The sequence below is a fragment of the Maribacter huludaoensis genome (assembly GCF_029350945.1).
In the GTDB taxonomy this organism is placed as follows: domain Bacteria; phylum Bacteroidota; class Bacteroidia; order Flavobacteriales; family Flavobacteriaceae; genus Maribacter; species Maribacter huludaoensis.
This window is the reverse complement of record NZ_JARKMS010000002.1, coordinates 441,857-467,899: the sequence shown is the minus strand read 5'-3', so window position 1 is coordinate 467,899 and position 26,043 is coordinate 441,857. Positions and strand designations below refer to the sequence as shown.

The window sequence follows — 26,043 nt, the reverse complement described above, 5'->3', positions numbered from 1 at the left end:
AATGAATATTACGAAAGAGCAGATAGACGATTTAAATGCAGTAGTTAAAGTTGCTATCACGAAAGAAGATTACCAAGATAAGGTAGACACCATTTTAAAGGATTATAAGAAGCAAGCTAATATTCCTGGTTTTAGAAAAGGCCAAGTTCCTATGGGCCTTATCAAAAAGCAATATGGCAAGGCCGTATTGGTAGACGAAGTAAATAAATTGTTACAAGACAATCTTAACAAATACCTGACCGAAGAAAAGTTGGACGTTTTAGGTAACCCGTTACCAAAACAACAAGATAATTTTGATTGGGACCAAGATGAATTGGCTTTTGAGTTTGAATTAGGTTTAGCTCCTGATTTTGAAGTTTCTTTAAAAACTAAAAAAGCAATTACTCAATACAAAATTGTTGCAGACAAGAAAATGATCGATGAGCAAGTAGAACGTATTCAAAAACAATACGGTAAACTTGTAAGCAAAGATGTTGTTAGCAAGAACGATGAAGTAAGCGGAACTTTTACCAATGAAGCCGAAGAGATCGACAGCACAACAATGATCGAGACCAGCAAGTTGAAAAGCAAAAAAGCTTTAGACGCTTTAAAAGGCAAAAAAGTTGGTGATGTTGTTACTTTAAAGACCAAAGGTCTTTTCAATGAAGACCACATGCTATCTAGCGCTTTGGGTATTGATAAGCAAAAAGCAGAATCTCTTGATACCGAAGTTACGTTTACCATTACTGAAATTAACGAAAGAGAAGCAGCTGAGCTAAACCAAGAATTATTTGATAAGCTATTTGGCCCTGACAGCGTAAAATCTGAAAAGGAATTAAAAGAGCGTATCAAAGAAGATTCAGAAAAACAATTTGAGCAGCAGTCCGATCAAAAGTTATTAAATGACGTTACCGAGTATTTTATTGAAAATACAAAATTTGAATTACCAACCGGTTTCTTGACAAAGTGGATTCAAATGACCGGTGAAGAGCCATTGTCAGAAGAGCAAGCTGTTGAAGAATATGCCAAATCTGAAAAAGGATTACGTTACCAACTTATTGAAGGTAAAATAATTCGTGACAATGACCTTCAAGTTCAATTTGATGAGTTGAAAGAATTTTCCAAAGGATTTATTCGTTCTCAAATGGCACAATTTGGCCAACTTGACCCTAAAGAGGAAGAGTTAGATTCTATAGCCGCTAGGGTTCTTGGCAACCAAGATGAAGTAAAAAGACTGTCGGAACAATTGATGAGTCAGAAACTATTGAATCTTTACAAGGAAAAAGCGAACCTTAAGACAAAGGAAGTTACCTATGAAAATTTCGTGAAAGAAGTTTACGGATAAATTCCAAACAATAAATTAAGTATCTTTACGGTGCCGGAAATGAAATTTTCGGCACCTTTTTTTACTCTAAAATATAGACATACAATTTATGGATTACGGAAAAGAATTCAAGAATTTCGCTATAAACGACCAAGGTATTAGCAGCACTTATTACGATTCTATTATGAGCAGCATGTACCCAACGAACATGACGCCCAATATTATTGAAGAGCGCTCTATGAACATAGTTGCAATGGACGTTTATTCGCGTTTAATGATGGACCGCATCATTTTTATGGGTACTGGCATTAACGACCAAGTAGCCAACATTATACAAGCACAATTATTGTTTTTAGCAAGTGTTGATGCTAAAAAAGACATACAAATTTACATCAATTCACCAGGCGGCAGTGTATATGCAGGTTTAGGCATTTATGACACCATGCAATTTATTACTCCTGATGTTGCTACTATCTGTACAGGTATGGCCGCTTCTATGGGCGCTGTACTATTATGCGCAGGTGAAAAAGGTAAACGTAGTGGCTTGCAACACTCTCGTGTTATGATTCACCAACCACTTGGTGGCGCACAAGGTCAAGCTAGTGATATTGAAATTACAGCTAGAGAGATTTTGAAACTGAAAGACGAACTTTACCAAATTATTGCTGAACACTCAGGTACTGATATTGAAAAAGTACGTGATGATAGTGACCGTGATTACTGGATGAAAGCTGATGAAGCTTTAAAATACGGTATGATTGATGAAATATTGGTAAGGGAGAAAAAATAATTTCGGACTGATTGAATCAAATAATTTAATGACATTTAAACCAAAAACGATTTTTGATCGTTAAGGAATAGAATAGAGAAGATAGATAATGGCAAAGGAAAATTTAGAATGTTCATTTTGCGGTAGAAAAAAGCCTGAAACAAACTTGTTGATCGCCGGTCTAGACGCACACATCTGCGACCGTTGTATAGAACAAGCCCATGGCATTGTTGCAGAAGAGTCAAAACAGACAAAGACCAACGATCTTTCTTCTGAACTTGTTCTGAAAAAACCGCAGGAAATAAAGGAATTTTTAGACACTTTTATCATAGGACAAGAGCGCACCAAAAAGGTAATGTCCGTTGCAGTTTACAATCACTACAAAAGATTACTACAACCATCTTCTCAAGAAGATGATGTGGAAATTCAAAAAAGTAACATAATAATGGTCGGTCAAACCGGTACAGGTAAGACTTTAATGGCCAAAACCATTGCAAAATTACTTAATGTACCATTGGCAATTGTTGACGCAACCGTACTTACCGAGGCTGGTTACGTAGGCGAAGATGTAGAAAGTATATTGACCCGCCTTTTGCAAGCTGCGGACTACAATTTGGAAAAAGCGGAAAGAGGTATCGTTTTTATTGATGAAATCGATAAAATTGCCCGCAAGAGCGACAATCCTTCAATTACAAGAGATGTTTCTGGAGAGGGAGTACAACAAGGACTTTTAAAGTTATTGGAAGGTACTTCGGTAAACGTTCCACCTAAAGGAGGAAGAAAGCATCCCGATCAAAAATTCATTGAAGTAAATACAGAAAATATTCTATTTATAGCCGGTGGAGCTTTTGACGGTATTGAGCGTGCAATAACAAAGCGTTTAAATATGCAAGCGGTAGGCTATAGCGCTTCTAAATCTGACAGCTTCTTAGATGATAGCAACTTATTGCAATACATCATACCTAAAGATTTAAAAGATTTTGGACTTATACCAGAAATTATTGGAAGGCTTCCTGTTCTTACACATATGAATCCTTTAGATAAAAAAACGTTAAGAGCTATTTTGACCGAACCAAAAAATGCTATTATCAAGCAATATGAAAAGCTGTTTGCTATGGACGATATTAAATTTACCATAACAGACCAAGCTTTAGACTATATAGTAGATAAAGCCATTGAATATAAACTTGGAGCTAGAGGTTTAAGATCTCTTTGTGAAGCTATTTTTACAGATGCAATGTTTGAAATGCCAAGTTCAGGAGATAGTAATTTTAAAGTAACAAAGCCCTATGCCGAAGAAATGTTATCTCACGATACCATTAAAAAACTAAAAGCGGTTTCTTAAAATTTCAATTATTCTTAGATATAAAAAAAAGCGAAGATTTAAATCTTCGCTTTTTTTATGCTTTATAATCATATATTTTTTCAAACCACTTTCTTCACCTGTGGCGTAATTTTAGTAACTTCTTGGAGCAAGTCCATACAAACCTTTTGTATAATTTTCTCATCGGTATATAGTGTATGACCGTAATTTGGTAAAACCTCCATTTCAATACCTAGTTTATCAGCCCATTCTTCACTTGGTCTAAATGCATCGTTAGCACCGTAAACCAATTGAAAAGGAATATTTGGCCTATCGTTCTTCTTACGTATTCTAGTAGGAGAAACGCCATATAAAGATTTAACCGGCAAACCTTTCTTAGCAGCTTCCCAAACAATACTAGCACCAGTACTAAAAGCTAGATAGTAACAAGGCTCCGTTTCTTTTTTAAGTAAATGAGATACCGCAGTGTCAATGCCTCCTTCTAAAAAAGCATTATGCACGTTCTCTTCGGTCTGTATAAGTATATCTAAATTGGCAAGTTGTTGACTATCATAAAAAGTAATATCAAAATATTGTTGAAGATACCCTAAGTACGATGTAATCCATAGTCCTTTCTTAGCACCCCACATATCGGAAACAATCACTAATCTCTCTGCCATAATAATAGTATTTATAGTTTTGGTTAAGTTTTACTTAAGCAAGTTGGAATAATAACTCCATTAACACCCATTTAATTGTTTACACGCTTAAAATTATCGTTGTAGTCCAATTTATAGGAAAAACTATCCCAGAAATTAACTACAACAAACGCGTAATCTATTAACTACATTTTAGAAGACAAATGTAAATTAAGTATTGAAAAAATATAAAACTTTGTTGTGATTAGGTCAAAATCTAGTGTGAATGGAGCACATTATTTATTCATTCGCAAAAGTTCTTCTAAATAGTCTCTTTTATTAGAAAGTCTTGGAATCTTATGTTGCCCGCCAAGCTTATCATTTTTCTTTAACCAGTCATAAAATAAGTTTTTGCGCGCCTTGTGAACTTTTGGTGCAGTAAGGGTAATGTTATTTAATCTTTTTGCTTCATAGTCAGAATTAAGCGATTTTAAAGCATTGTCAAATATCTCTATAAAAGCATCAAAATCTTTAGGCAAAGTTCTAAACTCCATAACCCATTCATGGGCTCCTTTTTCTTTTCCTACCATAAAAACAGGACCTGCCGTATAATCCATTATCTCAGCCTCGGTTTTTGCACAGGCTATTTTTAATGCTTCTTCGGCATTCTCAATAATTAATTCTTCACCAAATACATTAATATGGTGCTTGGTACGACCGGTAACCTTTATTCTATACGGATTTTTAGAAGTAAAACGTACCGTATCCCCAATTTTATAGCGCCATAATCCTGAATTGGTGGTAATTACTATGGCATAATTTTTACCTAATTCAATTTCCCACAAGGGTATTGCCTCTTCGTCAAAAGAACCATAAACATCCATTGGAATAAATTCATAGAAAATTCCGTAGTCCAGCATCAACAATAAATCATCTGCTCCGTTTCTATCCTGAATAGCGAAGAAGCCTTCAGAAGCATTATAGATTTCATAATATCTGAAATTTCTCTTTGGCAATATCTTTTTATACTGCTCTTTGTAAGGATTAAAATTTACCCCACCGTGAAAATATACCTCCAAGTTTTCCCAAACTTGAAATAGATTTTCTTTACCGGTTTCTTCCAATACCTTATTCATTAAAACCAGCATCCAACTAGGCACGCCCGCCAAACTGGTTACATTCTCTTGAACGCTTTCGTGAATGATAGCCATTAGCTTACTCTCCCACTCGCTCATTAAGGACACCTTATTACTTGGCGTACTACTATACTCTGCCCACAAGGGCATGTTGTCTATTAAAATAGCGGACAAGTCACCAAATAAAGAACCATTATCTTCATAAAGCTCTTTACTACCCCCTAGGCGCAAACTCTTACCCGTAAATAATTGGGAATTTTCATTGTTGTTCAAATAAAGACATAACAAATCTTTACTTGATTTATAATGACAGTCTTCTAACGCCTCTGCACTAACAGGTATAAATTTGCTTTTGGCATCTGTAGTACCACTACTTTTGGCGAACAACTTTACCTTGGTAGGCCAAAATAAATTCTGCTCACCTTTTCTAGTGCGTTCTATAATAGGCTGCACCTCTTCATACGACACAATAGGCAGTCGCTCCCTGAAGATTCTATAAGATTCAATAGATTCAAAATCGTAAGCTCTACCAACCTCTGTATCTTCTGCAAATTCAAGCAACTGCAATAAAACCTCTTCTTGAACCTCATTAGGATATTTCAAAAAAAGTTCTATCTGATGATATCGTTTCTTCAGTAACCATGAGGCTATTGAATTAAATAAGGTTATTGGCATTTATAGGTATCTTTGTATTGTTAAAAGTAGCGTATCTCACTATCATTTTCAAATAGATAATTCAATAAGCCAAATTTACATGCAATACGAAGGTGTACTAAAAAAAATGCAGACAGAAATTGGAAGTCCTATTCAATATTATATGTTGTTCGAATCCGACTTTTTAAACGTAAACCAAGTTTTGGACAGAACACTAAAAATAGAATTCATAAAACACCAATGCCTGAACTGCGGTAATGACCGACCTATTTACAGACAAGGATTTTGCCGTACTTGCTTTTTTGAAATACCATCTGCAGGAGATTGGATTATGAGACCAGAACTTAGCAAAGCGCATTTAGACCAAGAGGACAGAGATTTGGCTTATGAGAAAAAAGTACAGTTACAACCTCATATTGTTTACTTGGCCAACTCAAGCAATGTAAAAGTAGGGGTTACTAGAAAAGGGCAAATACCTACACGCTGGATTGACCAAGGTGCTCATGAAGCGATAGAAATTGTAGAGGTACCGAATAGGTATTTAGCCGGTATTACAGAAGTTGCGCTAAAAGACTATGTTGGTGACAAAACGAATTGGCGCACTATGCTTACCAATAACGTAGTGGACGAAAATCTTCAAGAATGGCGAGATAAATTAAAGCAGTATATACCAGAAGAGGCAATACCCTATTTCTTAGAATCTAACTCAGAAACAGAAATGCAGTTTCCTGTATTGCAATACCCCACTAAAGTAAAAAGCCTTAATTTGACCAAAACACCTAATTTTGAAGGCAAGTTAAAGGGAATTAAAGGCCAATATCTCATCTTTGAAGATAACACCGTATTCAATGTAAGAGGTAGCGAAGGTTATTATGTAGGGTTAACAATTAGTTAGTACTGTCTTTTTTCTTTTTACCGAATAAGCCACCTAAGATATCTTTCGCTTTTTCTTTTACAGCTTCTTCCGTTTTAACAGGTGTAGAATCTTTCTTTACCGTGTTAGCATTTGCGGTATCTTTCTTAGTTGACAATATACCCCCTAGAATATCTTTTGCCGCTGTTTTAGTACTAGTGGATTTTTGACCGGTAGAATCTGTAGAAGTTTTATCTCCACTGATCAAACCACCTATAAGGTCTTTGGCCTTATCCGTACCCTTAGTTATCAACTTTTGTTTTTCAACTTCTATCAACTTCGTAGTTAATTGCTTTACACCGGTGGTCATATCCGTAGACACTTTGGGACTATTATAAAGTCCGCCAATATTTGCAACAACAGGTATCGTAAGGTCATTGAGCGAAGGGTCATCAATTTTTGCAATCAATTTGGTAATATCCGAACCTAAATATTTTGCAGGTACCTGTAAGGTAGCCTTATAATCTAATTTTTGGTCAAATGAATGGCTTCCATCTACATTAATTGCAATGTCCTTATAGTTTAGGGTAAAAGGTTTCACCACCACAATTCCATCTTTAAATGACAATGAAGTCTTCAAATCTTTTAAATTCAATTGTTTTAAATCTATAAAGTTTAAGTTAGAAACCAAAGAATTTAATACAGGTGCCTCTTCGGTATTTACTTCTTCAGTCATTAGATCTGCAAACAACTCACCTGTTAATGATAATAAATTTGGCATTAGATCATCGGTCAAATTACCGGACAAAGAAATATCCGAAGTTAATTTACCATTCAACATTTTAGCTATTGGCGCAATACTTTGGAACAAATCTACTGAAGCAAAAGTTTCTTGAATACCTAGTTGGTTCAAATCTAACTTCATATTAAAAGTGGGAGTCTCATTTTTAGTAGACACATCACCATTAAAAGCAACTTTACCACCAAACATACCGGCTGTCATGTTATTGAGCGTAGCAGTTTCATCTTTAATTTTTAAAACTCCCTTGACATCACTTAAAACAATATCATCATAAATTACCTTTTTGGCATCTGCATTGATTGTAGCGTCTAAGAAAGAAGGTATTTTGATTTTTTCTTCTACAACGGTTCCTTCATCAGATGTACTACCCTTGCCCGCAGACGAAGGGACCTCAGCTTCGGCAACCATAAAATCGCTTATAGCAAAAGAGTTAGATTTTAGATTAAAGTTCCCTTCAACTTTTTCATCGTTGAACATAAACCCTAACAGATTATTAATTGTACCGGTTGCATCAAAATCCGTTGTACCCGTAGTACCGTTTAAATTATTTAAAGTAACCGTTTTAGGGTTAAAAGTTAAACGTGCCGCTTTAAATTTTACAGGATTTGCAAGCTCATCAGAATTGTACTCAAAATCAGTCAAGCTTAAATCTCCAATCGTATTTGTTTTGTCATACTGCTCTTTCTCTACGGACTGCATGTCAAAAGCAGTGGAAATATCGGCCTTCAACATACCTCTTAAATCATACTCTGCCGGCACTGGGTAAGCTTTTGAAATATTGGCCAAATTCATATCCCCATCAACATGCGCTTTAACCTTAGTATTGCCCATTAATTCCGTTATGTGCGAGGTAAGATTGAACTTATCTTCATCGATCATAAAAGAAGCCTTGTTTACATCAACATAAGTATCTTCGGCAATTCCCGTTTTATTATTTAATTGAATATCAAAAAACACGTTACGTACAGCCTTTGGTAGATCAGGATACTTAAATGATGCATTATTTGACATTAGGTCAATATGAAATTTGGGAATATGTGTCTCATCAACAACACCGTTAAAATTACCATTAACGGCAAAATCACCTGTAGTAGTAACATTCTCTATATTTTTAGAATACACCTCTGGTATCAACCCTAAAAAGTTTTTAAAATCCGAAGATGGCGTTTTAAACGTTAAATCAATTTCTTGACTGTTCTCGTTCAATTTAATAAAACCGTCAAAGACCAATGGTAATTGATTGATCAACGCCTCATTCTTTAAGAAAGAATATTTATTTTCATTTAAATCAATACCTATAAGCGCATCTAACTTTATGGTGTTCTTGTTTAAATAGTTAACACTATCCATCTCCAAAGAAATCAAAGCATCTGTATGCGTATCTAGCTCAGAACTTGCCAATGACAGATCCCCGGTACCTTTATGTTGAAAATCATCTAATTTAAATACTATACCCGTTGAATTATCTGTATAATAAATTCTTGTATTCCTAATTTCATACGACTGCAAATCTAAGTTGAAACCATCTGTAGTACTAGTCTCCTCTTCTACCGTAGCAGAAGTGTCAGACGCCAAAGCTATGTCATAGTTTGCATTCTCTTCTTTATCTACCACTACATTAATAAATGCACCATCTAAATTTATATTATTAATTGCTATGGCATCACCCTCGCTTTTAAACAATTGCATAATACCCATTGTTAAATCCAAATTCTTGGCCTTAAACAAGGTATCGCCTTCAAAAGGAGCCTTATTCAATAAAACAACATCTTTAAAATCTACTTCTGCATTGGGAAAACTACTGACCAAACTTAAATTAGCCTCTGAAAAATCTAAAGTGGCATTTACATTCTGGTTGACATTATTTTTTATAATCTCTCCTATTTTTGCTTCCAGAAAGAAAGGAGCTGCAATTAAAACAACAATAATCAACACTAATAATACCCCTACAATTTTTAATATTTTCTTACCCATAGTATAATTTTATACTGTTTTTCTTTAAAGTTCTTATTCTAAAACATCTAAATCCAATTCTTCATTTGGCTTCAGATTAAAACGCTTTCTCATAATATATACGAAGAAATAGAGAAAAGGGGTGTCTAGAAATGCTATAAAAATCTTAAAAATAAATCCGCTGACAACAAGACCGAAAAAAAGATCCCACGGTAGTACTTTGAAGACACATAACAACCCCACAACGGTAAACGTATCAAGAAATTGTGATAGAAATGTTGAAAAATTGTTACGTATCCATAAATACTTCCCTTTGGTCAACCTTTTCCAAAAATGATATATGGCCACATCAACGTATTGCGCTAACAAATAAGCGATCATCGAAGCCAAAACCGCAATTGGTGATAGGGCAAAAACCTGTGTAAAAGTTTCATCATTTATAGGTGAAGAAGGAATTGCAGGTGCTACTTCTGCCAACAAAATAATACCCATAGAAAAGAAAGAAGCAAATATACCGGCGGTAACAATCTGGTTCGCCATTTTTCTACCGTATATCTCCGATATTAGATCAGTAATAAGAAAGGTTATAGGGTAAGGTAAAATACCTACGGAAACTTCAAAAAGCGAAACCCCATAAAGAGTGAAATCCCCGAAGGGATTCCAATAAAAAAATTTTTGAAATATAAGGTTGGAAACCACTAGAGAAGTGATGAACAAAGCCCCCAAATACAGATATATACGCTGTGCTAGTTTTCTATCCTTTAAGGTCATATATTACTTAATATCTAATGCAAACGGCATTCTTGCCTGTATACCTTTTTGCTCTTTAAAAGATTGTAGCTCTTTAAGCACTTTATAAGCATCATCCCCTATTTCATCTTTTAACAAGTTCTGCTTTACTAGCATACTTGCTCCTTCCAAATCTTCCATAAAGCGTTCAAATCCGCTTTTGTATTTTGGAAATTTCTTGATACCATAAGAACTAAGTTCGGCCATCTCCGCTGCAGCATCAATAGCATCATCTAAATTACCAAGTTCATCTACTAAACCAACCTGCAAGGCTTCAGTACCGCTCCAAACCCTACCTTGGGCAACACTATCAACTTGTGCCATAGTCATATTTCTACCTTCTGATACTCTTTGTAAAAATGTACGGTATGTTTCTTCAATACTTTCTTGAACCTGATTTTTAAAGCTTTCCTGCATAGGCTCAAAAAGCGAATACTCCACAGCATTTTTATTTGTACCCACCTGCTCTGCATTAATACCAACATTATCTGCCAGTTCCGTCATATTCGGCACAGTTCCAAATACACCGATCGACCCCGTTATTGTAGTAGGCTCGGCAAAGATCTTATTGGCGCCGGCCGCAATGTAATACCCACCGGATGCCGCAACATTACCCATAGAAACAATTACGGGTTTCACTTTTTTGGCAAGCTCTACCTCTCTCCAAATAATATCTGAGGTCAAGGCACTACCACCGGGTGAATTTACACGCAAAACAATGGCCTTTACATTGTCATCTTCACGAGCTTTTATAAGTGCTTCGTTAATAATACCTTGCCCAATTATATTTGGTCCGCCCTCACCGTACAATATTTCACCTTGTGCAAATACAATAGCAATTTTATCATCTCCTGATTTCAATTTCTTTTTATTCGAATACTTTACATAGTCATCTAATTTGCTATAATTGATATCCTCATCCTTTTTAAGCATTAGCGCATTTGCCAGTTTACCTTCGTACTCATCATAAAAAACTACATCATCAATTAAACCTGATCGCTTAGCATATGCAGGAGTTCTTCCTCCTAAGGTATCTGCAATGACATTTAGATCAGATTCAGAAATAGAACGTGTTTTTGAAATATCTACAATCATAGAATTCCAAAGAGATTGCAATAAAGAAGTTAATTGGCTTCTATTGGCTTCACTCATGTTGTTCTCTAAATATGGTTCAACGGCACTTTTATATTTTCCATGACGAATAACCTCCATCTTAATTCCAGATTTCTCTTGAAGTTCTTTATAATAAAGTACTTCTGTGGACAAACCCTTAAAGTCCAAAACCCCTACGGGATTAATAAAAATTGAATCTGCCACACTTGCCAAATAATAATCTCGCTGCATAAAAAAATCCGCATAGGCATAAATGAATTTACCTTCAGCTTTAAAATCTTCTAATGACCTTCTAATAGCCTGAGTTTGCGCCAACCCGGCCATGATAAAATTATTGTTGATACTGATACCCTTTATGCGATCGTCATTTTTAGCAACCTCAATTGCTTGTATTATTTCATCTAACCCTTGAGACTCATTAAAAATACCAGCAAATGGATCCAATTCATTGTTACCTGTATAATCTGAAATCTGTCTCTGCAATTGCAATTCCAGAATAGAGTTGTCCTTAACGGTAACAGTGTCTTCACCGCTACTGACCAAGCTTACAAAAATTAAAAACATTACAAACATGATCCCAAATGCAAACAGGCACCCCAATATAGAAGCAAGAAAATTTCTTAAAAAATTCATTTAAATCTTTATTTTAATACTTAACAAAGATAACTAATGTGAATATGTTTTAGTTATTTTGCCCTAATATTATGGGAGTATACAAAACAGCATTTTTATCTATTGGCAGTAATTTAGGCAATCGTCGACTGTTATTGCAAAAAGCCATTTTCCAAATCGGCAAAATTGCCGGTGAAATCAGGCAGGTTTCCGCTGTTTATGAAACTCCGTCCTGGGGTTTTGAGGGCGAAGATTTTTTGAATGCCTGTTTAGAACTACAGACATTACTGACCGCCGAAGAATTATTAGCAAAATTATTAAGTATAGAAACTGAATTTGGTAGGGAAAGAAACGAAAGTGGCAGTTACCAAAGCAGAACTTTGGACATTGACATTATCTATTACGAGAAAGAAATTATCAACACAAAGAACTTAACGGTTCCACACCCAAAATTGCAGGACAGAAAATTTATCCTGAAACCACTTGCCGACATTACTCCGCAATTTTACCATCCTATTTTCAATAAAGACACCAGAAATTTATTACAGGAATGTAAGGACAAAAGCACTATAACAAAGCAAATAAAAAGACTTTTTAAGAACAGACACACATTTTTTGCCAGTATACAGTACCTTGCCATAGAGGGTAACATTGGCGCGGGAAAAACTACATTGGCCACAAAAATTTCAGAAGACTTCAATGCTAAATTAATATTAGAGCGGTTTGCCGAAAACCCGTTCTTGCCAAATTTTTACCAAGACCAAGCCAGATATGCATTCCCGTTAGAAATGTCTTTTCTAGCAGATCGTTACCAACAATTTACGGAAGACACCAGTCAATTAGATTTATTCAAAAGTTTTATGGTGAGCGACTATGACATTTTTAAGTCGCTGATTTTTGCAAAGGTAACGCTACAACAAAATGAATTTGATCTTTACAGAAGGGTGTTTAATTTTATGTACAAAGAGGTTAAAAAGCCTAAAGTTTACGTTTACCTGTACCAAACCACGGAAAGATTATTACAACAAATAAAACTACGCGGCAGGGATTATGAACAGAATATTGAACTAGCATATCTAGAAAAGATCAACCGCGGATATTTTGACTTTCTAAAGACATATCCTAAAGAAAACCAGCTCATTATAGATGTTAGCGAACTAGATTTTGTAAAAAACCAAGATGATTATCAGGCTATTTTAACGAAGATAGAAGACTTTGCCCTAGCCAACTTATAACCATTATAAATTGGTTAAATTCTTGCGTAAATGAAAAGAAAATCTTTTATTGTGAAGGCATACGTGCAACTAACTAACTCAAACTATACTAAAAAACCTGGTCCAAGACCAGGTTTTTTTATGCATTTAATTTACTCCAGCAATCCCAAACAACAACACCTACACTTACAGAAATATTCAAAGAATGCTTAGTGCCGAACTGGGGAATTTCCAAAACCTCATCACTGGCGGAAACTACATTCTGGGCAACGCCCTTTACCTCATTCCCAAAAATGAGCACCTGCTTTTTATTTTTCGCAGGTGCATAGTCATTTAATTGCGTTGCCTTTTCTGCCTGTTCTACAGAAACAATATGGCATCCATCTTTTCTTAACTTATCAACCAATGTAACGGTATCTTCAACATGCTCCCAGTCTACACTATCCGTAGCACCTAAAGCAGTTTTGTGAATATCCTTATGCGGCGGTTTAGCGGTAATACCGCACAAGTATATTTTTTCGATCAAAAAGGCATCGGCAGTTCTAAAGACAGAACCTATATTATTTAAGCTCCTTATATTATCAAGAACGATTATTATAGGAGATTTTCCAGCTAGTTTGTACGCCTCAACATCAATCCTATCCAGCTCGTCATTTCTTAATTTCCTCATACGTTACAATTCAGTTTCATTGGTATAAATGGATATAAACTTATCCTGAAATATCAACAATAATTAAATTTCAAAAGATTAAACCATACTTTCGTGAAGGAGCAAAATTAATGAGATAAAAGATAAAGTGGCGGATAAAAGCAAGACAAAAAAGGTAACTCCTTTAATGAAACAATATAATACCATCAAGACCAAGTATCCTGATGCCCTATTATTGTTTCGTGTAGGCGATTTTTATGAAACTTTTGGTGAAGATGCAGTAAAAGCTTCACGTATTTTAGGAATTATATTAACCAATAGAAATAACGGTGGCGAAAGGACAGAGTTAGCAGGTTTTCCGCACCACTCTTTAAACACCTACTTACCTAAATTGGTGAAAGCAGGTCAGCGAGTTGCTATCTGTGACCAATTGGAAGACCCCAAGCAGACCAAAACAATCGTTAAACGTGGCGTTACCGAGTTGGTTACTCCTGGCGTTGCAATGAACGATGACATACTTAACTCTAAAACCAATAATTTTCTTTGTGCCGTTCATTTCGGAAGAAAGAAAATAGGAATTTCGTTCGTAGATATTTCTACCGGTGAGTTTTTGACATCTGAAGGTAGCGAAGAACAAATAGACAAACTATTACAGAATTTCTCACCCAACGAAGTATTACTATCCAAAGCGAATAAAAAAGAATTCTTAGAGGTATTTGGAAAAAATCATCATCTATTTTATCTAGAGGATTGGGTCTTTCAAGAAGATTATGCTTTAGAAAACCTTACCTCACACTTTAACACCAAGACCTTAAAAGGTTTTGGAGTGGACCACTTAGCTTGCGGCATCATAGCTTCTGGTGTGGTTTTGCATTACTTAGGAGAAACACAACATCGCCAATTACAGCATATATCAAAACTACAACGTATAGCAGAGGATGATTATATATGGATGGACCGATTTACTATTAAAAATCTGGAACTGTACCATTCTACCAATATCAATGCAGTAACACTTTTAGATATCATAGACAAAACTATCTCACCAATGGGTGGGCGTATGATCAAAAGGTGGCTTGCCCTACCTCTTAAAAATCTGGAAAAGATAAAAAGGAGGCAGCAGATTGTTTCTTTTCTATATGATGATGAAATAATATTGGAAAAGTTTCAACATCATATTAAACAAATGGGCGATTTGGAACGATTAATTTCCAAGGTGGCAACTGGCAAAGTCAATCCTAAGGAAGTAGTACAATTAAAAAATTCTTTAGAAGCTCTAATACCTATAAAGCAATTGGCAACCGCTTCTAAAAACGAGTCGCTCGCTTTAACGGGAGACCAAATTCAATCCTGCGATTTGCTTAGGGCGAAGATAAAGGAAATGCTTAGCGAAGAAGCGCCTGTTAATATTTTGAAAGGCAGCACAATTGCGGAAGGCTTTTCAGAAGAACTTGATGAACTTAGAGGGTTGGCAACATCTGGCAAAAATTACTTGAACAACATGCTAGAAAGGGAGACTGCCGCAACAGGTATAACTTCCCTAAAAATAGCTTCCAATAATGTTTTTGGGTACTATATAGAAGTTAGAAATACACACAAGGACAAAGTGCCTGAAAGTTGGACACGCAAACAGACCTTGGTAAATGCCGAACGTTACATTACAGATGAGCTTAAAGAATATGAGGCAAAAATATTAGGAGCAGAAGATCGCATCACCACCTTGGAACAACAACTATTCTCCCAATTGGTAGTTTGGATGCAAGAATATATTTCCCCGGTACAGAATAATGCCTATTTAATTGCACAATTAGATTGCCTTTGTGGTTTTGCCCAACTAGCCAAAGAAAATGCCTACAACTGTCCGTCCTTGAACGACTCTACGGATTTGGAGATAACAGATGGTAGACATCCGGTGATAGAAAAGCAACTTCCTTTAGGCGAGCAATATATTACCAATGATTTACAATTAGACCGCTCCAATCAGCAATTTATAATGATTACCGGTCCTAATATGAGTGGTAAATCTGCACTGTTAAGGCAAACCGCCTTAATAGTATTACTGGCACAAATGGGTAGTTTTGTACCTGCGGAAACGGCTAAAATTGGTGTAGTAGATAAAATATTTACAAGAGTTGGCGCCAGTGATAATATTTCAATGGGCGAATCTACTTTTATGGTAGAAATGAACGAAACGGCATCTATTCTAAACAATCTTTCTGAACGTAGCCTTGTGCTACTGGATGAAATAGGGAGAGGTACCAGTACCTATGACGGTATTTCTATTGCATGGGCAATTTCAGAATACCTGCATGAGCACCCGGCAAGGGCAAAAACAATGTTTGCCACACATTATCATGAGCTCAATGAAATGACCAATACCTTTAATCGCATTAAGAATTATAATGTTGCCATTAAAGAGCTAAAAGACACTGTCTTATTTCTAAGAAAATTGGTTCCAGGTGGTAGTGAGCACAGTTTTGGTATTCATGTGGCCAAAATGGCGGGCATGCCCCAACAAGTAATTCAGAAAGCAAACAAGATTTTGAAAAAGTTGGAAAACAAACATGTTAGCGAAGATGTTGGCGATAAACTTAAAAGTGACGCTGATGAAATGCAACTCAGCTTTTTTAATTTAGATGACCCGTTATTGGAAGAAATCAAGGAAGAAATTACGCATTTAGACATAGATACGCTTACACCGGTAGAAGCTTTAATGAAATTAAATGAGATTAAAAGGCTGTTAACCAAGGACAAAAAAGCAACTTCGTAATTATTTTAATTCTTTTGCACATTTTTACTTTGGTTTTTACAGAATTGTATTAAATTTGCACCCGCATCTTTTAAGAGATGCACGTTCTTTTAAATTTGCGAAAGTAGCTCAGGGGTAGAGCATCACCTTGCCAAGGTGGAGGTCGCGGGTTCGAATCCCGTTTTTCGCTCAAAGAAATGTTGCCCGTCAACATTTTTTTAATGCTAAGTTTGCTCGAGTGGTGGAATTGGTAGACACGCCGGACTTAAAATCCTGTGCTCTTTGGGGCGTGCGGGTTCAAGTCCCGCCTCGAGTACCACAAACCCCTGAAATCATTTGATTTCAGGGGTTTTTTTATTTTATAGGGCAACCTTTAGGGCAACCGGATCCCAAAAAGAATTTTTAATAATTTAAATCATGTAGTTATTCATTAACTTTAGTTACGATATAGATTACATGCTAAAAAAAATATTAAAAATATCCGGCTTATTACTATTAGCATTAATAATAATGATTTTGATCTGCAATATTATTATCTCAAGCACTGCAGAAGAAAGAACGTACTCAGATATATCTTTAATTCCAACTAATCGCGTCGGACTAGTTTTAGGCACCTCTAACAGATTAACTGACGGATCCCCAAACCCATACTACACGTATCGCATTAACGCTACCAAAGCACTCTATAATGCAGGTAAAATCAAATTTATTCTTGTTAGTGGAGATAATGGTAGCATCTACTATAATGAACCGGATACATTTAAAAAAGATTTGGTAAAAGCGGGCATCCCAGAAAAAGTGATTTTCTTGGACTATGCAGGTTTTCGTACATTAGATTCCATGTTCAGGGCAAAATTTATTTTCGGCCTGGACAACGTTACGGTAATCTCACAAAAGTTTCATAATGAAAGAGCTATTTATATAGCCAAACAAAAGGGCTTGAACGCTATAGGCTTCAATGCCAAAGATGTTTCTACCAGCCAAGGACTAAAAGTGCAAATAAGGGAATACCTTGCCCGGGTCAAAGTATTCATAGATATGATATTGAATACACAACCCAAATTTTACGGCACTACTATAGAAATTAAATAAATAATATTAAATAGAGTAAATTTAAGAGCACCAACCAAACCGTTTATAATGCTCGATTTTAAAACAATTCTAAAAAATTTAGGTCCCGGACTTTTGTTTGCTAGTATGGCCATTGGCACATCTCATCTAGTTTTATCTACCAAGGCAGGAGCACAATATGGCTGGGTAATGGTCATACCTATTATTCTGGCAAACATTTTAAAATACCCTTTCTTTGAATTCGGTGTTCGCTATACAAATGTTACTAACAAGACTTTAATAGAAGGCTATTTAAACCGCGGCAAGGACTATCTATGGTTTTATGCCATAATTACTTTAGTAACTACCTTTACCATCCTAGCGGCCTTGTATACGGTTACCGCAGGGCTTTTTATGAATCTATTTGGTATTGGCCATAGTTCAATAGCCATGATAGCATTGATCTTATTTTTAATTATAAGCGCGTTACTCATTTTTGGAAAATATAAGTTTTTGGAAATCAGTTTAAAATTCGTTGTCAGCATACTGTTCGTTGCTCTATTGGTGACCACCATTTTAGTACTGGTGAAAGGACCGGTTGCACATGCCCCAAGCTTTGAACCTTTACCCATATTCAACGAAATGGGAATATTATTTTTAATAGGACTCATTGGATGGATGCCAACCAGTGTAGAAGCCTCTAGTTGGATTAGTTTATGGAGTATAGAAAAATGGAAAACTCAAAGTAAGCCTAGCCTAAAAGAGTCTTTACAGGAATTTAATATAGGATATACCATTACGGCTATATTGGCTATTTTCTTCATGACTATAGGATGGTTTACCCTCTATGGCACAAATATGCAACTAAGTAACAATGCGGTAAGTTTTGCCGATCAAGTAGTTAAATTATTTACCCAACATATTGGATCATGGGCCTATCTCTTTATCGCCATTTCGGCTTTCGCCACTATGTTCAGTACTTGTATGACCGCACATGACGCTTTAGCTAGAGTTAGTTTGGATATTATCTCTCTATTAAGACCAAAAAATAAATGGTACATTACCAAAACAGCTTTCGCTATTGCAGTATTGGTCTTGACCATTATCAATTTTGTAGTTATAGCAGCATTTAGCGCCAATATGGGTAATTTGGTAGCCCTGGCAACCTTTGTTTCTTTTGTCGTAGCCCCCATCATAGGATACATGAATCTTAAAAATGTGACCAGTAACGATATAGACCCAAAATTACGACCCGGTAGAAGATTAAAAATACTTACCTACGCCGGTATTTTATTTCTCTCGTGCTTTGCACTTTATTATTTCTACATTATTGTAATCTAAACAACATAAAAATGAACATCATCATTCTACGACAAATAACGTACGTTCATTCTGTTTGTGAAGAAAATCCAGGCAATAGGCACCATTAACACAATTGTTTACAATGTTTTCTTCACCATAACCAGTTGCCTCGATAATATTGTTCGAGTTCAATCCATTACTCAGAAGATAGTTTTTAATTTCATCGGCCCTAGCCTGTGATAATCTTTTGTTGGATGAACTACTTCCCCTAGTATCCGTATAAGACTGTATTCTTAGTCTCATTTGAGGAAAACGTTCAACGGCATCTATTACCTTCTTCAATTCACTTTCCACCTGAGCGTTTATTACCGACTTACCTTTATCGAAATAGAATTTGTTAAGTTTTATAACCGTTTTATCTTCTTTTTGTGTCACCAAATCTTCCATTCTTGCAAGACCCATATTAAAAGATGTATTCTGTATTTCTTCCATGCCCTCCTCAGAGTATGTCGTGGAGAATATAGAATACCCATCGTTCATAGCCTGTATGGTAACTTGAGATGTCCATGGTATCTCCAATCTAAAGCTACCGTTTTCACCAGCTATAACTTCTTTTAAAATATCGCCTTGTTGATTCAACAATCTTACCTGAGCACCTTTTAAACCAACCTTATTTCTTAGGTTGACCACTTTACCACCTAGAGCAAATGTTTTTAAACCAGGTGTATTTTTAAATTCGAAACCATAAAGGTCATCACCACCTTTACCGCCTTCTCTATTAGAAGCAAAGAAACCTGACAAGCCTGTATTCTCAACATTTCTAATAATAAATCCAAAATCATCAGCTTTAGAATTTATTCCCGCACCTAAATTAACGGGTATGGTATAAGAATCATTGGGCAACATATTGGCCTTGTATATGTCCATTCCACCAAGTCCATAGAATATATCAGAAGAAAAGTATAAACTACCGTCAAAAACGTACGGTGCAATTTCGTTACCAGGTGAGTTAATTCTAGGACCTAAATTAATTGGCGCAGACATAATTTGCCCGTTGTTAGTATACACATAATATAGATCTGTACCGCCATAGCTATCATCAAAATTAGCGGCAAAATACAAACGCTCGGTAGCATCGTCAAAGTAAGGGTAGTAAAAGGAAGTACTTAAATCCTTTAATATAAATCTAAATCTATTATTCTTTGCAAGTGTACCGATCGCCAGAGCATTTTTACCGTTCTCGTCATATCTAAGCTCGCCGTCTTCTTCGTTGGATAGAATATAAAAAAACGTTTCCAACTTTTCAGAATAGTAAGGTGTAGACTTATGAAATTCAGTTGCCGGAATTTCTTTGAAATTCTCAACTTCTACCAAGGTATTGTTTGCGCTTAATCTTGCAAAATAGATATCTAAATAAGATTCACCGGTAGGCTCATATACATTTTTACTGTTTCTACCTCTACTACTACTGAACAATATTCCGTTCTTATAAAAAGCAGGCGAGAAATCTCCTTGAGCACTGTTAATACCTAAATCACGCACAAGACTATTATCCATATTCGATGGAATATCCAATAAGCTGTAATTAAATTCGGCATTCTCCAAAAGTTCAGGAGACAATTTATCCGCTTTTGACTTCAAAAACATCTTAACCCTATCTTTTTCCGAATTTTTAGAAAGACTCTGCAACATTTTATTAAATCTGTTTACAGACATAATAGTATCGTTCCTATTTACCTTTAAATAAAGTTCAGAGGCATTATCAAACCTACCGGTACTGAAATAAGAATCTGCAAGATTTAACAATTGATGGTTGGTCAATGAATCTTTCTGCATTTCACTTTTGTACGCTTCAATAGCTTTTTCATATTGATAGCCATAAAAAAGATCGTCAGCTTTAGACTTTTTGTTTTGTGCCGTACCAAAAAATGGTACAAAAAGCAGTAATACTATGATTAATTTAAATTTCATTTACGTTCTCTTTAAAAGAATCTAGGCGAATCTACTTGTTTAGGCTTACCCTTGGCATTCTTATCACTACTACTCTTGCTTTTTGAAGGTCCCTTTCTACCTAAATAGAACTTAAGTATAATTTCGTGAGAGCCATTATTGAAATCTCCAAGCAAGTTTGTATTGTAATCATATGAATATCCTGCAAACAAGGTATTGGATATTTGAAAACCAGCCAAACCGCTAAAAGCATTATCCAATCGATAAGAAACCCCAGCGGTTACCACGTCGGATATCAAGAAATTACTTGATAGGTTAACGTTCACCGGTGAGCCGGATATGGTATTTATCAAGAAGGCAGGTTTGAACTTTAAATTGTCCGAAAGTTCAAAAACATAACCACCAATAAAGTTAAACTGAATTTTATCTTCCACTATAGACGCAATCTCATCATTATATATGCCTTCTGTCAAGAAGTTAGGTACCGAAGCACCTAGATACCAATCTTCTGAGTATAAGAACGCACCGGCGCCAACCGTTGGATAGAACTTGGTAAGCATTTCATCATTAAGATTTTCGCCTGGGTTTTCAAAAGTTCCCTTAGAAAAATCAACATTTAAGAACGAGCCTCCTGCATCGATACCAAACGATAATTTTGTCTCATCCGTAACCATAATTTGGTATGAATATGAAATATCCGCATAGGTCTGCGTTGCAGGCCCCAATTCATCATTTACGATATTTATTCCCAAACCTACTTTTTCATTTTTAAACGGCAAATTAGCACCAAAACGAAATGTTCTGGGTGCACCAGGTATATCTATCCATTGAGCCCTGTACAGACCTGAAAATTCAGGATTCTCAACCGTACCTACATAAGCCGGGTTAAAACTACCTATATTATACATGTACTGTGTATACTGTGGTTCTTTCTGCGCAATTGCCTTAAAGCTTAACAGAGAAAATAGCACTAAAGCAATAGTATAACTCGGTTTATAAAAGTTATAATCCATAATTTATTTTATCTAATAAGCTGTATCCAACCTTTTTCCATTACGGCAGGTTGATTATTAACACTATAGTTCATGATATAAAAATAAGTTCCCTTTGGTGATTCCTTACCTTCATAAGTACCGTCCCAAACATCGCTATCGTTTACTTTTTCTGTTTCAAAAACAAGGTTTCCGTAGCGATCGTAAATTTTTATTTTGTATTGCAAATTAACCTCTACCTGCACACCGGTGACTGGATCGGTCATAGTTCTATTGATACGAAGAACCTCATTCTGGTTATTCCCGTTAGGGGAGAATTGATTGTAAAGAAATCCTGGATCGGCAGGGCTTTTCTCTATTACCTCGACCGTTACCGTAGCTTCATTGTTTTCAGTATTACCATCTCTAGGCGTAGACCTAATAATGTTTGCGGTATTTGTAAACGATCCGGTGGCAGGAACCCTTGCTCTTATAATCAATGTTGCAGTCTCTTCCCTATTTAAAGTCGGAATATTCCAATTACCGGTTATCTCATCATATGTACCGTTAAAGTCTGACTCAGCAGAAACAAATTCAAATCCGTTTTCAATAGCAATTAAATCGCTGACAACGATGTCCGTTACCACATCAGATTCTGAAACATTGGTAACCCTAATAATAAATTCTACTTCATCACCAACCAATACCGTATCTGGACGAGCTTCTTTTTCAATTTTAAGATCAACGCCTTCTGGCGCTTCAGTACTTAATTCAACCGTAGCTTCATCATTCTCTGGGTTATTGTCCGAAGGAATAGATTCTAACAACACAGCTGTATTGGTATAAGGACCTTGCTCTGCAACTACTACGGTAATGGATAATTCTAAAGATATTCCTGCCGCTAGCTCTGAAATAGTCCAGTTACCAGATACCTCATCATACTCTGTAGCCTCAGGAGCATCTGCCGAAACAAAATCAAAACCTAATTCTAAAAGATCGCCAACAACAATAGCCCGTGCTGTTCTATCCGATAAGTTGGTAAGCAATATTTTAAATATAATGGTATCGCCAATTAGAGCATCAACATTATCAACAGATTTCAACACCTCTAAATCTATAGGATCATCGCAGTTGGGCGTTGCCACTGGATCACAAGGATCATCTGGATCAGAGCCATTGGTCTGTTCGTCCAAATCTGAAACCCCGTCACCATCCGTATCACAGCTACCGTTAAAACGGCTGGGAATACAAGGATTGTTATTTGCAGGATCTTGCTGGTCATTAACACCATCATTATCGGCATCTTCCGTATTCGAATCTAGCGCATCTATTATTCCATCACCATCTTCATCTAAAGGATTATCGATATTATCACCAACTTCATCACCATCATTAATACCGTCACCATCTGTATCTTCATTAGTAGAATCAGTACCAAGAACTACTTCCTGACCACCTAAAAGACCGTCATCATCATCATCGGTTTCACAATCGCTTACGTTTATAGTGACCTCTACGGTAAGGTTTTCACAAGGTGCCGTAGAATTAGTTGTTGTATAGCTAAATATATAAGCACCAGAAGTAGCACCTTCAAAATCTACAACATTGGTAGAACTGATATCAACATTTGTTTCAGGACCAGAAACAAAAATCCAAACTCCGGGATCAGCACCAGAAAGTCTTGAATCTAAATCAATAGTTGTAAGTCCATTCGCAGCTACATTACAAATAGAACCGTTTGTTGCTGTTCCGGTAGTTGCCTGTGAACCTATTCTTGCAACTACAGGCTGCCTTTCTGTAGTACATTCGTTCTCTGTAGCTTCAACGTAATAAGTAGCCGTAGCGTTCAATGAAGGAGTCGTAAACGTTTCACCCATTGCTATAGGCGTAACCGCATCTAAAGAATCATACCAATTTACAGAGGCACCATCAGTTGGCTCTACACTTAACAGCAATGTACCAGGACCACAACGTTCGTTATCGTTAATTTCGGTTAACTGTGGCAACACATTACGAACAATTTGCACCTCTATAGTTCCACTAGCACAATTATTGGCTTCATCATAGAAAAAACCATAATATGATGCAGGTAAATCAACATCTTGGGCCTCAGCAACCGTTAAGTGTGAATTGGTATTTAGCGGATTAGAAACCCTACTCCAAGTTAAAACCGTACCGGCAGGAGCCGTACTACTTGTAAAATCGAATAAGTTCGCAGAAAAATCATCCCCTGCCGCTTCTACGCAATAGATATTGGAAACCGAAGTATCTAAAGTAGGCGCCGCAACACAATTATCATCATCTTGTATAGTACCTATAGCAGAACCATTGCTTCCCCTTTGTACATTATTAGTCGGTATCCCTAATTGAACCGTAAATGTTTCCGTATTTTCTAAAATAGCATCATTGATAACCGGCACTGTAATCTGTTGTACTTCACCTGCATCTCCATCAAAAGTAAGCAAACCGCTGACCCCTGTGTAATCTTCACCTTCTGTAGCCGTATCATCAGCAAAGGAATAAGTTACGGTTGTACCACCTACAACTTCCAAATCCAAAACCACATCAAAAATCATTTCACCAACAGTAGCATCTTCATTTAACGATTCATCTGAAATTGTCAATGTAGCCTGATCATTATCGTCAATTTCAACAGTCGCCGTTCTCGTAGCCGCAGTTCCTAAATCATACCCCGTACCATTAATTAAAGTCAAGATAACAGTTTCGGTCCCCTCTTGAATGGCGTCGTTTATAGGAGAAATTTCAATTCCAACCTCTTGTTCACCAACTGGAATACTTACGGCATTATCACTTATTTCGTCATAATCAATATCATTTTCAGCTGTACCAGAAATGTTATAGTTAACTATTATTGGACCAGTAGTATTATTGGGAGCACTTAAACTTACGGTAAATTCTCCGGTTGAAACCGTTCCACTACTTTCTGCTGCAGTACCATCAGATGCGGTAATCTGGGCAACATTAGCATCGTCACTTACGATTACCACCGTAGCACTATCAGGACCGCCAACCGTATAATCAGGACCATCTACTAATGTTAAAACAACTGTTTCGTTTGTTTCAATATCCGTATCATTAATTGGCGTAAGTGTAATAACACCTGTACTTTCTCCTTCTTCAATTATGACCGTACCTGATAGAGCTGTAAAATCATCACCCTCATCTGCTGTACCATTTACTTCATATTCAATTTCAATTGGTGCTCCGGTCGCATTTATTTTATCTACATCAACCAAAAAAACACCTACGGTTAAAGGGCTTTCCCTAGCGGTAGCGGTTGTAGATTCTATAGAGGCTTCAAAAATATCATTATCTAGAATTGTAACCGTATCCGTATCTGGAGTACCAATTGAGTAAGAATCGCTATCAACACCAGTTATTGTCATAGTAACTGTTTCACCACCTTCTACTAAATCATCATCTACGGGATTAATCAACAGATTTGTGAATGATGCACCATCAGCAATAACCGCAGTACTAACCACAGAATAATCATCATCTTCTGTAGCTGTACCACCACTAAATTCATAATCAACCGTCACAGGACCACCTGTATTATTAGTCTCACTAAGGGTTATTCTAAAAAGGGCATACTCAGTATTAGTAGTAACACCCTCTAAAGTTTCACTTCTAGAAACATTTGGCACACTTAAAGTTACTTCACCAGTATCATCATCTTCAATATTTATAGTAACTTCACTATTTGCTCCAATAGTATAAACTTCATCATCATTCTCTATCAGCTCAATAATAACGGTCTCATTACCTTCTACAAAATTATCATTGACAGAAATTAAGTTTATAGTCTCACTACCAGAACCAAAAACAGAGTAATCAACATCGATTTCACCAGGCAAAGCAATATAATCATCACCTTCTGTAGCGGTACTAGAAACCAATACATTGTATTTTACAGTTATGGTATTTGGACCAGTACCAATAACGGTAATTCTAAATCTACCGGTCAACCCTCCTTCTTCAGCATCTCTAATCTTAGTAACATTTACCGTTTGTGCAAAGGAACTCTGTGAAAAAGCACCTAAAAAAAGGAATCCGAAAACGAAAAGGAATTTCTTAAAACTCCTTTTAAAACTAAGAGTCAAAAAACTATTATATACACTTATTTTCATAGCATTCTTTATCATACCCTGCAGTGTGATTGGAAAAGTTCTAAATCCGCAACCGAAAAGAGGGTCTCAATATTACAAAAAA

General features: G+C 36.1%; 17 protein-coding genes and 2 tRNA genes. 10 read left to right on the top strand and 9 right to left on the bottom strand.

Translation table 11 applies throughout. The features are described from left to right. The first annotated feature begins 1 nt into the window (after position 1). The 3 genes from tig (at position 2) to clpX (ending at position 3,417) form a co-directional block, all read left to right on the top strand. The gene (gene tig / locus PXC01_RS07045) at positions 2-1,324 is read left to right on the top strand and encodes a trigger factor (protein ID WP_276471604.1); all 1,323 of its coding nucleotides are present in this window, start codon (positions 2-4) and stop codon (positions 1,322-1,324) included. Between the two features lie 88 nt (positions 1,325-1,412). Further along, on the top strand, positions 1,413-2,093 hold the full coding sequence (gene clpP, locus PXC01_RS07040) for an ATP-dependent Clp endopeptidase proteolytic subunit ClpP (protein WP_036151998.1): 681 nt from the start codon (positions 1,413-1,415) through the stop codon (positions 2,091-2,093). A gap of 88 nt (positions 2,094-2,181) precedes the next feature. Then, positions 2,182-3,417: an ATP-dependent Clp protease ATP-binding subunit ClpX gene (clpX, locus tag PXC01_RS07035; RefSeq protein ID WP_276471603.1), complete on the top strand. Its 1,236-nt coding sequence runs from the start codon at positions 2,182-2,184 to the stop codon at positions 3,415-3,417. An 80-nt stretch (positions 3,418-3,497) separates the two neighbouring features. Here clpX and PXC01_RS07030 read toward each other — a convergent pair whose 3' ends face one another. Both PXC01_RS07030 and PXC01_RS07025 read right to left on the bottom strand, forming a co-directional pair. Continuing rightward, a complete protein-coding gene (locus PXC01_RS07030; RefSeq protein WP_276471602.1) occupies positions 3,498-4,055 on the bottom strand; it encodes a hypothetical protein in 558 nt (185 codons plus the stop codon). Between the two features lie 254 nt (positions 4,056-4,309). Further along, the gene (locus PXC01_RS07025; RefSeq protein ID WP_276471601.1) at positions 4,310-5,824 is read right to left on the bottom strand and encodes a GH3 auxin-responsive promoter family protein; all 1,515 of its coding nucleotides are present in this window, start codon (positions 5,822-5,824) and stop codon (positions 4,310-4,312) included. Between the two features lie 79 nt (positions 5,825-5,903). Here PXC01_RS07025 and PXC01_RS07020 point away from each other — a divergent pair, with 79 nt between their 5' ends. Further along, positions 5,904-6,698: a DUF2797 domain-containing protein gene (locus tag PXC01_RS07020; RefSeq protein ID WP_276471600.1), complete on the top strand. Its 795-nt coding sequence runs from the start codon at positions 5,904-5,906 to the stop codon at positions 6,696-6,698. Here the strand turns inward: PXC01_RS07020 and PXC01_RS07015 are convergent. The 3 genes from PXC01_RS07015 to sppA are packed head-to-tail and all read right to left on the bottom strand — an operon-like array spanning position 6,691 to position 11,946. Next, positions 6,691-9,432 (bottom strand): AsmA-like C-terminal region-containing protein, encoded by a 2,742-nt coding sequence (locus PXC01_RS07015; RefSeq protein WP_276471599.1) that lies wholly within the window; start codon positions 9,430-9,432, stop codon positions 6,691-6,693. The two genes, PXC01_RS07020 and PXC01_RS07015, sit on opposite strands and share 8 nt — an antisense overlap. A gap of 33 nt (positions 9,433-9,465) precedes the next feature. Next, complete coding sequence (locus tag PXC01_RS07010; protein ID WP_276471598.1) at positions 9,466-10,182, bottom strand: queuosine precursor transporter; 717 nt, start codon at positions 10,180-10,182, stop codon at positions 9,466-9,468. A 3-nt stretch (positions 10,183-10,185) separates the two neighbouring features. Further along, positions 10,186-11,946 carry a signal peptide peptidase SppA gene (sppA, locus tag PXC01_RS07005; protein ID WP_276471597.1) on the bottom strand — a complete coding sequence of 587 codons (1,761 nt, stop codon included), beginning with the start codon at positions 11,944-11,946 and terminating at the stop codon, positions 10,186-10,188. Between the two features lie 71 nt (positions 11,947-12,017). Between sppA and folK the strand changes: the two genes are divergently transcribed. Next, positions 12,018-13,160 carry a 2-amino-4-hydroxy-6-hydroxymethyldihydropteridine diphosphokinase gene (folK, locus tag PXC01_RS07000; protein WP_276471596.1) on the top strand — a complete coding sequence of 381 codons (1,143 nt, stop codon included), beginning with the start codon at positions 12,018-12,020 and terminating at the stop codon, positions 13,158-13,160. Between the two features lie 118 nt (positions 13,161-13,278). Here folK and PXC01_RS06995 read toward each other — a convergent pair whose 3' ends face one another. Beyond that, positions 13,279-13,809 (bottom strand): RNA methyltransferase, encoded by a 531-nt coding sequence (locus tag PXC01_RS06995; protein ID WP_276471595.1) that lies wholly within the window; start codon positions 13,807-13,809, stop codon positions 13,279-13,281. A gap of 166 nt (positions 13,810-13,975) precedes the next feature. Here PXC01_RS06995 and mutS point away from each other — a divergent pair, with 166 nt between their 5' ends. From mutS to PXC01_RS06970, 5 genes are all read left to right on the top strand, one after another. Next, the gene (gene mutS / locus PXC01_RS06990) at positions 13,976-16,558 is read left to right on the top strand and encodes a DNA mismatch repair protein MutS (RefSeq protein ID WP_276471594.1); all 2,583 of its coding nucleotides are present in this window, start codon (positions 13,976-13,978) and stop codon (positions 16,556-16,558) included. 97 nt (positions 16,559-16,655) lie between these two features. Continuing rightward, a tRNA-Gly gene (locus PXC01_RS06985) sits at positions 16,656-16,727 on the top strand. 42 nt (positions 16,728-16,769) lie between these two features. Further along, a tRNA-Leu gene (locus PXC01_RS06980) sits at positions 16,770-16,856 on the top strand. Between the two features lie 191 nt (positions 16,857-17,047). Further along, positions 17,048-17,629 (top strand): SanA/YdcF family protein, encoded by a 582-nt coding sequence (locus PXC01_RS06975; protein WP_276471593.1) that lies wholly within the window; start codon positions 17,048-17,050, stop codon positions 17,627-17,629. A gap of 48 nt (positions 17,630-17,677) precedes the next feature. Next, positions 17,678-18,928, top strand: coding sequence for an NRAMP family divalent metal transporter (locus tag PXC01_RS06970; protein WP_276471592.1), 1,251 nt, complete (start codon positions 17,678-17,680; stop codon positions 18,926-18,928). Between the two features lie 21 nt (positions 18,929-18,949). Here PXC01_RS06970 and PXC01_RS06965 read toward each other — a convergent pair whose 3' ends face one another. The 3 genes from PXC01_RS06965 to PXC01_RS06955 are packed head-to-tail and all read right to left on the bottom strand — an operon-like array spanning position 18,950 to position 25,961. Further along, a complete protein-coding gene (locus PXC01_RS06965) occupies positions 18,950-20,860 on the bottom strand; it encodes an OmpA family protein (protein ID WP_276471591.1) in 1,911 nt (636 codons plus the stop codon). A gap of 11 nt (positions 20,861-20,871) precedes the next feature. Further along, a complete protein-coding gene (locus PXC01_RS06960) occupies positions 20,872-21,852 on the bottom strand; it encodes a PorP/SprF family type IX secretion system membrane protein (protein ID WP_276471590.1) in 981 nt (326 codons plus the stop codon). An 8-nt stretch (positions 21,853-21,860) separates the two neighbouring features. Continuing rightward, positions 21,861-25,961, bottom strand: coding sequence for a Calx-beta domain-containing protein (locus PXC01_RS06955; protein ID WP_276471589.1), 4,101 nt, complete (start codon positions 25,959-25,961; stop codon positions 21,861-21,863). Positions 25,962-26,043 lie beyond the last annotated feature (82 nt).

What these genes read in the sequence shown, in the direction of transcription:
- tig (WP_276471604.1), top strand. Translation starts at nt 2, where the DNA reads ATGAATATTACGAAAGAGCAGATAGACGATTTAAATGCAGTAGTTAAA.
- clpP (WP_036151998.1), top strand. Translation starts at nt 1,413, where the DNA reads ATGGATTACGGAAAAGAATTCAAGAATTTCGCTATAAACGACCAAGGT.
- clpX (WP_276471603.1), top strand. Translation starts at nt 2,182, where the DNA reads ATGGCAAAGGAAAATTTAGAATGTTCATTTTGCGGTAGAAAAAAGCCT.
- PXC01_RS07030 (WP_276471602.1), bottom strand. Translation starts at nt 4,055, where the DNA reads ATGGCAGAGAGATTAGTGATTGTTTCCGATATGTGGGGTGCTAAGAAA.
- PXC01_RS07025 (WP_276471601.1), bottom strand. Translation starts at nt 5,824, where the DNA reads ATGCCAATAACCTTATTTAATTCAATAGCCTCATGGTTACTGAAGAAA.
- PXC01_RS07020 (WP_276471600.1), top strand. Translation starts at nt 5,904, where the DNA reads ATGCAATACGAAGGTGTACTAAAAAAAATGCAGACAGAAATTGGAAGT.
- PXC01_RS07015 (WP_276471599.1), bottom strand. Translation starts at nt 9,432, where the DNA reads ATGGGTAAGAAAATATTAAAAATTGTAGGGGTATTATTAGTGTTGATT.
- PXC01_RS07010 (WP_276471598.1), bottom strand. Translation starts at nt 10,182, where the DNA reads ATGACCTTAAAGGATAGAAAACTAGCACAGCGTATATATCTGTATTTG.
- sppA (WP_276471597.1), bottom strand. Translation starts at nt 11,946, where the DNA reads ATGAATTTTTTAAGAAATTTTCTTGCTTCTATATTGGGGTGCCTGTTT.
- folK (WP_276471596.1), top strand. Translation starts at nt 12,018, where the DNA reads ATGGGAGTATACAAAACAGCATTTTTATCTATTGGCAGTAATTTAGGC.
- PXC01_RS06995 (WP_276471595.1), bottom strand. Translation starts at nt 13,809, where the DNA reads ATGAGGAAATTAAGAAATGACGAGCTGGATAGGATTGATGTTGAGGCG.
- mutS (WP_276471594.1), top strand. Translation starts at nt 13,976, where the DNA reads ATGAAACAATATAATACCATCAAGACCAAGTATCCTGATGCCCTATTA.
- PXC01_RS06975 (WP_276471593.1), top strand. Translation starts at nt 17,048, where the DNA reads ATGATTTTGATCTGCAATATTATTATCTCAAGCACTGCAGAAGAAAGA.
- PXC01_RS06970 (WP_276471592.1), top strand. Translation starts at nt 17,678, where the DNA reads ATGCTCGATTTTAAAACAATTCTAAAAAATTTAGGTCCCGGACTTTTG.
- PXC01_RS06965 (WP_276471591.1), bottom strand. Translation starts at nt 20,860, where the DNA reads ATGAAATTTAAATTAATCATAGTATTACTGCTTTTTGTACCATTTTTT.
- PXC01_RS06960 (WP_276471590.1), bottom strand. Translation starts at nt 21,852, where the DNA reads ATGGATTATAACTTTTATAAACCGAGTTATACTATTGCTTTAGTGCTA.
- PXC01_RS06955 (WP_276471589.1), bottom strand. Translation starts at nt 25,961, where the DNA reads ATGAAAATAAGTGTATATAATAGTTTTTTGACTCTTAGTTTTAAAAGG.